Origin of the sequence: Corynebacterium urinipleomorphum (assembly GCF_900155535.1) — a bacterium.
Classification (GTDB): domain Bacteria; phylum Actinomycetota; class Actinomycetes; order Mycobacteriales; family Mycobacteriaceae; genus Corynebacterium; species Corynebacterium urinipleomorphum.
Map to the genome: position 1 here is coordinate 535,566 of NZ_LT706963.1, position 12,168 is coordinate 547,733.

The following is a 12,168-nucleotide window of genomic DNA, read 5'->3' on the forward strand; positions in this document are numbered from 1 at the left end:
CCGACTCAACCCTCCCAGACGGCGACGCGTGAGGTCGACAGCTACAGTGGACTCCCGGTAACCCTGAAGCTGGTAAAAGCAGACGCGAAGCGCAAAGGAGACACGCGTGTCCAAAAAGATCGTGATCATCGGCGGCGGCCCGGGCGGCTACGAGGCAGCTCTCGTGGGCAGTTCCTACGGCGCGGACATCACGTTGGTCGAGCACCTCGGTGTCGGCGGCTCGGGCATTTTGCGCGATGTCGTCCCGTCGAAGGGTTTCATCGCAGGCACGAACATCAAGACGGACCTCCGCCGCGCCGACGCGATGGGGCTGAAGCACGGGCTCGGCGACGTGAACCTGTCGGTCCCGGCTCTGAATAACCGTGTGGTTGCGCTCGCTTCAGAGCAGTCGCGCGACATTCGCGCCCAGGTCGAGCGTGCCGGCGTGCGCGTGGTCAACGGCCGCGGCCGCTTCGCCGCCAAGCAGGAGGGCCACACCACGCACCGCGTCGAGGTCGAGCTTATCGACGGCACCGTGGAAACCATCGACTGCGACATGGTCCTCATCTCCACCGGCGCATCCCCGCGCGTCCTGCCGAAGGCTAAGCCGGATGGCCGCCGCATTCTCAACTGGCAGCAGATGTACGACCTGATTGAGAGGCCGGAGCACCTCGTCGTGGTCGGTTCCGGTGTGACTGGTGCGGAGTTCGTCTCCGCCTACGCGGAGTTGGGCGTGAAGGTGACCATGGTGGGCTCTTCCGACCGCATTCTCCCGCACGACGACGCGGACGCCGCCGATGTCCTGGAGCAGGTTCTGTCCAACCGCGACGTGACCCTGGTGAAGGATGCCCGCGTGGACAGTGTGGAGAACACCGGCGACGGCGTCATCGTCCGCACCAGCGACGGCCGCGAGATCACCGGCTCCCACTGCCTGATGTCCATCGGTTCCATCCCCAACACCAAGGACCTGCAGCTAGAGTCACAGGGCGTGGACGTCACCCCGTCGGGCCACATCCACGTGGACCGCGTTTCCCGCACCAACGTTTCCGGTATTTACGCGGCGGGCGACTGCACCGACCTCATGCCGCTGGCATCCGTGGCCGCGATGCAGGGCCGCATCGCCATGTACCACGCACTCGGCGAGGGTGTGGAGCCGCTGCGCATCCGCACAGTGGGCAACGCCGTGTTCACCCGCCCGGAGATCGCGGCTGTGGGCATCACCGAGGCACAGATCCACAACGGCGAGTACAACGCTGACATCATCAAACTCGACCTGGCCACCAACCCTCGCGCAAAGATGCGCTCCCTGACGTCTGGTTTTGTGAAGATCTTCGCCCGCAAGGGCTCCGGCCAGGTGCTCGGCGGCGTGATCGTCGCCCCGACCGCGTCCGAGCTGATCCTGTCGCTCACCATCGCTGTGACCAACAACCTCACCGTCGAGGATGTGGCCAACTCCATGGCCGTCTACCCGTCGCTGTCGGGCTCCATCACCGAGGCTGCCCGCCGCCTCGTGCACAAGACGGACCTGAACTAATCATTCCCCACATGGGGCACTTTTCGCTCGAAGGTGATCTTCGCGACACCGGCTGCGACTAGCTGGCAATTCGCTGAGCCTGCTGGGCCTGGATGTCGCGGAAGGCTTTAAGATCAGTTCTGCAATTGCTTATTTCTGATCAAGGGAGACCACTATGTCCGGTCCTGATCTTTCGGCGGGCACCGATTCGGCCCACCTGCCCACCTTCAAGAAGATTCTGGTTGCCAACCGCGGCGAGATCGCGGTGCGTGCCTTCCGTGCGGCGTTTGAGACCGGGGCCAAAACGGTCGCCGTGTACCCGCGCGAAGACCGCCACTCGTTCCACCGCCCGTTCGCGGACGAGGCTGTGCAGATCGGCGAGGAGGGCCAGCCGGTCCGCGCCTACCTGTCTATCGACGAGATCATTCGCGCCGCGGAGAAGACCGGAGCAGATGCGGTCTACCCGGGCTACGGCTTCCTGTCGGAGCGTGCTGACCTGGCGCGAGCCTGCAAAGAGCGCGGCATCACCTTCATTGGCCCGACCGCCGAGACACTGGACCTGACCGGCGACAAGGCTGCCGCAGTCCGCGCCGCCGAGGAGGCCGGCCTTCCGGTGCTCAAGGACTCCGAGGCCACCACGGATATCGATGAACTGGTCGGCTGGGCCGACGACTTCGAATTCCCGGTGTTCGTGAAGGCTGTGTCGGGTGGCGGCGGAAGGGGCATGCGCTTCGTCGATAAGCGCGAAAACCTGGCCGCGCTGGCTGCGGAAGCGTCCCGTGAGGCTGAGGCCGCGTTCGGCGATGCGAATGTGTACCTGGAAAAGGCTGTGATCAACCCGCAGCACATCGAGGTGCAGATCCTTGGGGATTCCACCGGCGACGTGATCCACCTGTTCGAGCGCGACTGCTCCGTGCAGCGCCGCCACCAGAAGGTCGTGGAGATCGCCCCTGCGCAGCACATCACCGACGAACAGCGCGAGCGCATCTGCAACGACGCGGTGAACTTCTGCCGCCACATCAACTACCAGGGCGCCGGTACCGTCGAGTTCCTCGTGGACGAGAACGGCAACCACGTCTTCATCGAGATGAACCCGCGCGTGCAGGTGGAGCACACGGTGACGGAGGAAGTCACCGGGGTGGACATCGTGAAATCCCAGATGCACATCGCAGCGGGCGCGAGCCTGGAGCAGCTGGGCCTGCGCCAGGACGAGGTGACGCTGACGGGCGCGGCGCTGCAGTGCCGCATCACCACCGAGGACCCGAACAACGGCTTCCGCCCGGACTCCGGCTTGATCACCGGTTACCGTTCCCCGGGCGGCGCGGGCGTGCGCCTGGACGGAAACATCTCCGTCGGATCGGAGATCACCCCGAACTTCGACTCGCTGCTGGTGAAAATGACATGCCGTGGCAAAGACTTCGAAACCGCTGTGGCGCGTGCCCGCCGCGCGCTCAACGAATTCGAGGTCAACGGCGTGTCCACCAACATTGGCTTCCTGCGCGCCTTGCTCTCCGAACCGGACTTCACCAACAAGCGCATTTCCACGAGCTTCATTGCGGACCACCCGCTGTTGCTCGAGGCGCCGGCCGCCCCGGATGAGGCTGGCCGCATCCTGGAGTACTTGGCGTGGGTGACGGTGAACCAGCCGAACGGCCCGCGGCCGACGAATATCCGCCCGACGGACAAGCTGCCCAAGCTGGATTACGAGTCCACGCCCCGCGGTGCCCGCGATGAGCTGCTTGAACTCGGCCCGGAGAAATGGGCCGCCAAGCTGCGCGAGCAGAAGGCACTCGGCGTGACCGACACGTCCTTCCGAGACGCGCACCAGTCGCTGCTGGCCACACGCGTACGCACGAACACGCTTGTCGCCGCAGCGAAGCACGTCGGCCACCTCACCCCGGAGCTTGTCTCCGTCGAGGCATGGGGCGGTGCGACGTACGACGTGGCCATGCGCTTCCTCCACGAATCGCCGTGGACGCGCCTGGAGGAGCTGCGCGACGCGATGCCGAACATGAACATCCAGATGCTCCTGCGCGGCCGCAACACGGTCGGCTACACGCCGTACCCGGAGTCCGTGACCAACGCGTTTGTGAAGGAAGCAGCAACGACCGGCGTGGACATCTTCCGCATCTTCGACGCGCTTAACGACGTCTCCCAGATGCGCCCCGCCATCGACGCCGTCCTGGAGACCCAGACTACCGTGGCCGAGGTCGCCATGGCGTACTCGGGCAACCTCATGGACCCGGCCGAGGACCTGTACACGCTGGACTACTACCTGCGCCTGGCCGAGGAGATCGTGGGCACTGGCGCCCATGTTCTGGCCATCAAGGACATGGCGGGACTCATGCGCCCGGCCGCGGCCGCCAAGCTGGTCACCGCGCTGCGCGAACGATTCGACCTGCCCGTGCACGTGCACACCCACGACACCGCCGGTGGTCAGCTGGCCACCTACCTCGCCGCCGCTAACGCCGGCGCCGACGTGGTGGATGTCGCCTCCGCGCCGCTGGCCGGCACGACCTCGCAGCCGTCGATGTCTGCGCTCGTCGCGGCCTTCGCCGACACCGAGCGCGACACCGGCCTGTCACTTGAGGCCGTGAGCAGCCTCGAGCCGTACTGGGAGGGCGTGCGCCAGCTCTACGCACCGTTCGAGTCCGGCATCCCGGGCCCGACCGGCCGCGTCTACCGCCACGAGATCCCGGGCGGGCAGCTGTCCAACCTGCGCACGCAGGCAGTGGCGCTCGGCTTGGGCGACCGCTTCGAGCTCATCGAGGACTACTACGCCGCCGTGAACGAGATGCTCGGCCGCCCGACCAAGGTCACCCCGTCCTCCAAGGTCGTGGGCGATCTGGCCCTGCACCTCGTCGGCGCTGGCGTGGACCCGGCCGACTTCGCCGCGGACCCGCAGAAATTCGACATCCCGGATTCTGTGATCGGCTTCCTCCGCGGCGAGCTGGGCACGCCTCCGGGAGGTTGGCCGGAGCTGCGCGACCGCGCTCTCGGCGGCCGCAAGGAGACCCCGCAGCTCACCGAGGTTCCCGCAGACCTGGCTGAGGGCCTCGAGTCCGAGGACCACCGCACGCGCCGCTCCAGCCTGGACAAGCTGCTGTTCCCGAAGCAGTACGCAGAGTTCCTGGAGCACCGACGCACCTACGGCTTCACCGACCAGCTGGCGGACAAGACCTTCTTCTACGGCCTCAAAGAGGGCGAGGAAACGATGGTCTGGTACGGCGACCTGGAGGAGCAGCAGATCCCGCTGGTCGTGCGCCTCGACGCCGTGGGCGAGCCGGACGAGAAGGGCATGCGCCGCGTGATCATCAACGTCAACGGCCAGATCCGCCCGGTGACGGTCCGCGACGAGAACGCCGAATCCTCTGTTGCCGAGGTGGAGAAGGCCGACGCATCCAACCCGAACCATGTGGCCGCCCCGTTCGCCGGTGTGGTCACCGTGACGGCGAAGGAAGGCGACACCGTCTCCGCGGGCGACCCGATCGCGTCCATTGAGGCGATGAAGATGGAGGCTTCCATCTCCGCACCGAAGGACGGCGTGGTCGAGCGCATCGCGTTCACTCAAGCCACCAAGGTGGAAGGCGGCGACCTGGTCGCTGTGATCCGCTAGAAGCGCCAACAACAAAGCCGCTAGGCCCCGTCGCCCCGGTTAACGGGGTGCGGAACCTAGCGGCTTTTGTGCTGTGGAAAAGGGGAGCGGCCTACTGGAGCAGCTCTTCCATTTCCTTCATTTCGGCGGTCTGGACATCGACCATTTCCTGCGCCATGTCGCGCAGTGGGGGGTATTCGCCGTTTTCAATCTCGCCCTGCGTCATGGCGATGACGTGCTCGTGGTGGTAATGCATCATTTCCAGGAAGGTCCTGCGCAGGTCCTCGCCTTCCAGCGATGCGAATTCCTCGAGCTCTTCCGGCTGGAACATGCCATTCGCGATGTGCTTCGAGTGCATCTCCATATCGTCCTGGATGCCCCATTCGTCGGCCCAGGCGCGCATTTGCTCGTTCTCGCGCTCCTGGCCGTCCTTGATGCGCTGAGCCAGGTCGCGGACCTGCTCGTCGTCGACATCGGATTGGAGCAGCACGTCGGACATGTCGATGGCTTGCTGGTGGTGGGGGACCATCATGCCGAGGAAGTGGACGTCCACGTCGTTATGCGATCCCTCTTCGTCGCCTGCGCCGAAAGCCCCGCGGACCGTCGGTCCGAGAGCGGCCACGAGGAGCACGAGCGCGGCGACGACGGCGAGTGCGATGATCCACGGCTTCCTGTTCGGCCGCGTCACATCGGCCGAGTCTTCTTTGCGGACATCGAGTCCAGTATTGAGTTCTCTGTCTGCCATTGGCATTCCCTTTCTGTGCTCGAAGGTCAGCCTAGCGGTGGTGGACTGGTAAGAGCCACACAAGTGGGGAAGGCCACTTAGCCCTTCACGCCGCCGGCGGTCAGGCCGGAGACGATGCGGCGCTGGAATACCAGCACCATCAAGATGAGCGGGACAGTCACCAGCGAACCGGCGGCCATGATCGCCGCGTACGGGTATTCGAAAGCGCTCGGGCCGGAGAAGCGGGCAATCGCGACGGTCACCGGTTCAGTGGCGTTGGTGGACAGCTGGCGGGCGAGCATGAACTCGTTCCAGGTGGCAATGAACGCGATGATCGCCGTGGTGAAGATGCCGGGCGCGGCCAGCGGCAGCAGCACCTTGCGGAAGGCCTGGCCGCGCGTAGCGCCGTCGACACGCGCTGCTTCCTCGAGCTCCCACGGCAACTGGCGGAGGAACGAGATGAGCGTGTACACCGTCAACGGCAGCGCGAAAGAGATATTCGGGATGATCATCGCCCGGTAGGTGCCAATCCACCCGAGATCTCCGAACAGCTGGAACAGCGGGGTGACCAGCGCGATACCGGGGAACATGGAGGCAGCGAGAATGATGCCGGTGACAATGCCTTTGCCGCGGAAGTTCAGGCGCGCCAGCGCGTAGCCGGTGAACACGCCGACGACGACTGCGAGAAGAGTCGTCACTAGCGAGATGAGCAGCGAATTGCCGATCGCCCCGAGGAAGTCATTGCCCTTGTCGGTGGCCAGTGCGTCACGGAAGTTGTCCAGCGTGACGTGGGTGGGCCACGGCGTGGTGTCAAAGGTGTGGTTCTTGTCCCGCAGTGCGGTGACCAGCATCCAATAGAACGGCGCGAGCCCCCAGACCAGGATGAAAATGACGCCGAGAATGTGGCCGATTTTTCCGAGGTTCGTTTTCATCGGATCGCCTCCGTTGTGTTTGCCGCGCGCTGCTTTTCAGCCCGCCGTTTTTCCTCGCGTTTCTCCCTCCGCCGCTGCGTCTGTTCCCCGCCGACATCGGCGCCGCCGAACCGGACCATGATGAACGCCACCGTGAAGATGAGCAGGAAGATGAGCGTCGACAGCGCAGAGGCGGAGTTGAAGTTGTTCTGCCGCATGTCCTCCACCACGAGCTGGGAGATGGTTGCGGTGGGGGAGTTGGAGGATGCGGAAATCATGATCACCGGCAGGTCGTACATGCGCAGCGCGTCCAGGGTGCGGAAGAGGATGGCTACCATCAATGTCGGTTTGACCAAGGGCAGCGTGATCCGGGTGAAGGTCTGCCACGCGGAGGCACCGTCCACACGCGCCGCTTCATAGACGTCCTTCGGGATCATCTGCAGGCCCGCGAGGATGAGCAGAGCCACGAACGGAGTGGTCTTCCACACGTCGGCGATGATGACCGCGAAGCGCGCCGCCCACGGGTCCGTTGTCCACGCGATGTCCTGCCCCAGCAGGGAGTTCACGATGCCGTTGGGGGCGAACATGAACTGCCACAGCTTCGCGGTCACGGCCGTGGGAATCGCCCACGGAATGAGCACGGCCGCGCGGACCAGCGAACGGATACGGGAGGGGTGGTTCATGATCAGCGCCATCACCATGCCCAGCACAGCCTCAAGCGTCACCGTCACCACGGTGAAGAAGAGGGTGATGCCCAGTGCCGGCCAGAAGTCCGTGGCTAGCACGCCGGGCGGGCAGGGGCCCACGGTACCGGACGGGCTCATGCACCGGTTCTGGATCCAGTACAGGTAGTTGTCCAGGCCCGCGAACCCGCCTTCGACAAAGACGCCTGTCGACGGATCAAGGTGACGGTTCGCTTGGAACGACAGCCAGATCGCGCGCACGATCGGGTACCCGATCACGATCGCCAGCACGACGAGGGCCGGTGCGACTAAGGCCCACGCCTTGCCAGCGTCGCTTCGCGCACGCTTCTTCGTTGCCGGTTCCGCGTTTCTCGCAGCGCCACGACGCTTAACGACGGTACTCATGCTCTCTCCTTCACGTCTGCCCCCATAAAGCATTGGGCCGCGAACGGATTTTAAACCGTTGCGGCCTGGCGGGGTGGTGGCAGGACCGCGTCACCACGGCCCTACCTCAGTGCGGGGGTGTTACTGCGCCTGCTTGATCGCGGCGGCCATGTCCTTGGTAGCGTCGTCGACGCTCTTGCCCGAGGTCAGCGCTGCGTAAGTGTTGTCCTGGACCGCCTTGGAAATCGCCGGGTAGAACGGGGAAACTGGACGCGGCTGGGCGTTCTCCAGGGACTCCTTCAGAGCCGGCAGGTACGGCTGCTCCTTGATCAGCTCAGCGTCGTCGTAGATGGAGGACAGCACCGGCGGGAAGGACGCCTTAGCGAAGGAGAGCTGGTTCTCCTCGTTGATGATGAACTCGATGAAGTCCTTCGCCGTCGCCTTGTGCTTGGAGTTGATGTTGATGCCGTTGTTGTAGCCGCCGAGGGTGGACACACCGACACCCTTCTCGCCGACCAGCGGCTGAACCTCGAAGTTCAGGCCCTTCTCCACGGCGTTGGAGTACATGTACGGCCAGTTGATGGCAAAGGCGGTGTTGCCCTCGGTGAAGGCCATGTTGGTCTCCTCCTCGGTGGCGGCGGTGGAGCCCTTGGCGATGGTGCCGTCCTCGTATGCGTCGACAAGCGCCTGCAGGCCGGCCTTGGCCTCAGCGGACTCGACGGTCGGCTCGCCCTTGTCGTCGATGACGGAACCGCCCCAGCCGTTGATGAAGCCGAGGGTGTTCACCGTTAGGCCCTCGTACTGCTTGAGCTGGGTGGTCAGGCAGTCGCCCTCCACAGCCTCGCAGGCGGACTTGATGTCGGCGAAGGTGTCCGGCTTGGAGGGCACCTTGTCCACGTTGCGGAACAGCAGCTGGCCGTTGGTGTTCTGAGGCAGTGCATAGAGCGTGCCGTTGTAAGTGGCGGAGTCGACGGTGGACTGCAGGAGCTTGGAGGTGTCCACTGCAAAGTCGCCCTCCAGCGGCTGAAGCCACTGGTTGGCGGCGAAGTCCGCGGTCCACACGACATCGAGCGCCATGACGTCGTAGTCGGAGTTACCGGCCTGGAGCGACTGCACGAGGGTGTCGCGCTGGTCGTCCGCCTCGCCGGCAAGCTCCTTGAGGGTGACCTGCTCGTCCGGGTGGTCCTTGTTCCAGGCCTCGATGATCGGGGTCAGCTTGTCCGTGTCATTGCGGCCCATGGCGAAGGTGATGGGGCCGCGTTCGCCGGCACCGGACTCAGACGTTGCTGCGCCGTCCTTCTCGGCGTTGTTGTCCGCGTTGTTGGAGGTGTCAGCGGAGTCGTTGGAGCATGCAGCCAGTCCGACGGAGGAGAGAGCGAGGGCGCACAGAACTGCGCCGGTCTTGCGGGTTGCGTGAAGTTTCATGCATCGGCCTTTCAGATTCGGAGGTTCCCCCAATCTTATTGACCGTGTTCTTTGAAACAGGGATTTCGTAAACTTTTCGTGAACACTCCCGCATAAACGCTGGATGCTCTACCCCCCGACACGGGGTGTCTGTGTGCCCGTAAAGTCCGATTCGGTGATTCTTCGTGTGATTACGCCAAATCGCGGTACATCACATTCGGGTCATCCTCGGTGGGGACGAAACCGAATTTCTCGTACACGTAGCGCGCACGCTGGTTCTCAGGCATGACCTCGAGAGCGATGCGCTTCGCACCTTGGTCGATGGCCAGCTCGCACACGGAGTGCAGCAGGACGGCGCTCAGGCCGTAACCGTGGGAGCGCTCCTCCACAGCCAGCACCAGCTCCGGGATGTCCGGGCCCAAATTGGCATTGCTGGTGGTGTCGCCTTCCTCCCAGTAACGCAACCAGATTCCGCCCGCGGGCGTGTTGTCCTGGTCGTGGGCAATCCAGCCACCGTCATCCTCAGCGGACCAGTCATCCACGAAAGCCTTGACCTTGTCCTGGCCGCAGCCCAGCGGCTTGGACTCGTCCCCGAACACATCAGCCAAGTAGTGCAGCCGGCGTATATAGGTGCGGTCGGATTCTGTGGCGGGTGTCAGCTTGAACTCCATGAAGTTGATTGTAACCAAACAGCTCACTGAGAGAAGCCTAAAATAGGAAGATCACAGTTCTACGTCTCAACCAAGAAGCCCCCCACATCCGGGCCAAATGGTGATCGGAACGGGGAGCATAGTGGGGGATTGGAAGCGGGGCTTAATCCTCTTCGAAGTAGAGCTGCTTGTTCACGAACTCATCCATGCCGAGCGGGCCGAGTTCGCGGCCGAAGCCAGAGCGCTTCACGCCGCCGAAGGGGATCTCCTCGCCTTCGCCGGCTGGAGTGTTGACGTTGGCCATGCCGGCGTTGATCTTGCGGGCGATCTTTCGGGCGCGGTCGGCATCCTGGGAGAAGACGGCGCCGCCGAGACCGTACTGGGTGTCGTTGGCCAGCTTCAGAGACTCCTCGTCGGAGGAGACCTTGAACACGAGGGCGATCGGGCCGAAGAGCTCCTCGGAATACACGGAGTTCTCCGGGTCCAGGTCTGTCAGCACCGCCGGGGCGTAGTAGGCGTTCTCGCCGAGGCCGCCGCCCGCACGCAGGGTGGCACCTTCCTTGACAGCGCGGGTGACCTGCTCGTCGAGGCGCTCCGCGGCGTCGCGGGAGGACAGGGGAGCGTAGACGCCGTTCTCGCCGGCCTCCTCTGGCGTGCCCGGCTTTGCCTGCTCGGCAAGCTTCACCAGCTCGTCAACGAACTCGTCGTAAATGTCCTCCATGACGATGATGCGCTTGTTGCCATTGCAGACCTGGCCCATGTTGTAGAGGCGGGTCTCCCAGGCCAGCTCCGCCGCGGCCTTCACATCGTCGGTGTCGAGGATGACGTACGGGTCGTTGCCGCCGAGCTCGAGCACGGCCTTCTTCAGGTTCTTGCCTGCCGTCGCGCCGACAGCCGCGCCGGCGCGCTCGGAGCCGGTGAGCGAGACGCCCTGGACGCGCGGGTCCTCGATCATGGTGGTGATCTGGTCGTGGGAGGCGTAGACGTTCTGGTACACGCCCTCCGGCACGCCGGCATCCTCGATGATCTTCTGGATGGCGGCGGAGGACTCCGGGCAGATCTCCGCGTGCTTGAGGATGATGGTGTTGCCGTTCATCAGGTTCGGCGCCGCGAAGCGGGCGACCTGGTAGTAGGGGAAGTTCCACGGCATGATGCCCACCAGCGCGCCGAGCGGGAGGTGGCGGATCTTCGCGGTGCCGCCGTTGAAGCTCTCGATCTCGCGGTCGGCGGCGAATGTCTCGCCGTTGTTGGCGTAGTAGCGGAAGATATTGGCGGACAGCTCCACCTCGTCGATGGCGTGGGGGCGGGACTTGCCCATCTCGCGGCCGATGATCTGCACGAGCTCGTCCTTGCGCTCGTCGAAAAGCTTGGCGATGCGCAGCACGAGCTGCTTGCGCTCAGCGATATCGGTGGCGGACCACGCGTCGAAGGCCTTCTCGGTTGCGGCGAGGGCCTGCTGGATCTCCTCGTCGGTGGCGGTGGGGAAGGTGGTGAGGACCTCGCCGGTGGCGGGATTCTCTACCCGGTAGGACATATCTTTCTCAGCCATGATTCTCCTTCAGTAATAGAGCTTTGGTTGTCTCTTCTTTTCGTTTGTGCGGCCCAGTGTAGGGACGGCCCCTGTGAATCGTGTGTGCCTTCTGCGCTGCCTAGATCGTCAGCATCTCCCCTTGCTCATCCTCCTCCGCCGTGGTCCGCGGCAGGGTCTCGTTGCGGAAGAACGCCGGGTGGCGCAGGCGCGTGAAGAGCATCAGCACCACGCCGAGCAGGAGGATGCCCATGCCGAGCACGAACACGGTTCCCACGCCGAAGATGGAGGAGCCGGAGCCGTAGGACGGGTCGATCGAGTCGAATGCGGTGACAAAGAACATCGCCAGCAGCATCGTTCCGCCGATCAGCGGAAGCAGGAAGCGGAAAATGAAGCCGCGCGCCGAATCGGTGATCTCCTTGCGGAAGAACCACACGCAGGCGAAAGCGGTGATGCCGTAGTAGAAGCAGATCATCAGGCCCAGGGCGGTAATCGTGTCCCACAGCGCATTTTCTGACGCGATGCGGGTCACGGTGTAGAACCCGCCCGCCGCGATCGCGGATGCGGCGGTGGCCACGGCCGGGGGGTGGAATTTCGGGCTAATCTGCGCGAACACCGGCGGCAGGGCCTTGTAGAAGCCCATCGCCAACAGCGTGCGGGCGGGGCCGACCATCGTCGACTGCAGCGAAGCGAAGGAACTCGCCAGCACAGAGATCGACATGAGGATCGCCCATGGTCCCATGACCGGGCCGGCCAGCGCGGCGAAGATCGATTCCTGGTTCTCCGGGTTGCCGGCG

General features: G+C 64.3%; 8 protein-coding genes and 1 pseudogene. 2 read left to right on the forward strand and 7 right to left on the reverse strand.

What is annotated here, in order from left to right; all coding sequences use genetic code 11:
- Positions 1 to 106: 106 nt before the first annotated feature.
- Both CZ338_RS05450 and CZ338_RS05455 read left to right on the forward strand, forming a co-directional pair.
- Positions 107 to 1,513 carry an NAD(P)H-quinone dehydrogenase gene (locus CZ338_RS05450; protein WP_087117244.1) on the forward strand — a complete coding sequence of 469 codons (1,407 nt, stop codon included), beginning with the start codon at positions 107 to 109 and terminating at the stop codon, positions 1,511 to 1,513.
- A 154-nt stretch (positions 1,514 to 1,667) separates the two neighbouring features.
- Entirely contained in the window at positions 1,668 to 5,108 is a 3,441-nt protein-coding gene (locus CZ338_RS05455; RefSeq protein ID WP_087117245.1) for a pyruvate carboxylase, read from the forward strand.
- Between the two features lie 91 nt (positions 5,109 to 5,199).
- Here CZ338_RS05455 and CZ338_RS05460 read toward each other — a convergent pair whose 3' ends face one another.
- The 7 genes and pseudogenes from CZ338_RS05460 to CZ338_RS05490 all read right to left on the reverse strand — a co-directional run.
- The gene (locus tag CZ338_RS05460) at positions 5,200 to 5,832 is read right to left on the reverse strand and encodes a DUF305 domain-containing protein (protein ID WP_087117246.1); all 633 of its coding nucleotides are present in this window, start codon (positions 5,830 to 5,832) and stop codon (positions 5,200 to 5,202) included.
- Positions 5,833 to 5,909: 77 nt separating this feature from the next.
- Positions 5,910 to 6,743 (reverse strand): carbohydrate ABC transporter permease, encoded by an 834-nt coding sequence (locus tag CZ338_RS05465; protein ID WP_087117247.1) that lies wholly within the window; start codon positions 6,741 to 6,743, stop codon positions 5,910 to 5,912.
- Entirely contained in the window at positions 6,740 to 7,810 is a 1,071-nt protein-coding gene (locus CZ338_RS05470; RefSeq protein ID WP_087117248.1) for a carbohydrate ABC transporter permease, read from the reverse strand. The genes CZ338_RS05465 and CZ338_RS05470 overlap by 4 nt, the downstream gene beginning before the upstream one ends.
- Before the next feature lie 120 nt (positions 7,811 to 7,930).
- Positions 7,931 to 9,214 (reverse strand): ABC transporter substrate-binding protein, encoded by a 1,284-nt coding sequence (locus CZ338_RS05475; protein WP_087117249.1) that lies wholly within the window; start codon positions 9,212 to 9,214, stop codon positions 7,931 to 7,933.
- Positions 9,215 to 9,384: 170 nt separating this feature from the next.
- Positions 9,385 to 9,864, reverse strand: coding sequence for a GNAT family N-acetyltransferase (locus CZ338_RS05480; RefSeq protein WP_087117250.1), 480 nt, complete (start codon positions 9,862 to 9,864; stop codon positions 9,385 to 9,387).
- Between the two features lie 142 nt (positions 9,865 to 10,006).
- Positions 10,007 to 11,392 (reverse strand): NAD-dependent succinate-semialdehyde dehydrogenase, encoded by a 1,386-nt coding sequence (locus CZ338_RS05485; protein ID WP_235839451.1) that lies wholly within the window; start codon positions 11,390 to 11,392, stop codon positions 10,007 to 10,009.
- 100 nt (positions 11,393 to 11,492) lie between these two features.
- A pseudogene (locus tag CZ338_RS05490) lies at positions 11,493 to 12,168 on the reverse strand (APC family permease); the annotation flags it as partial.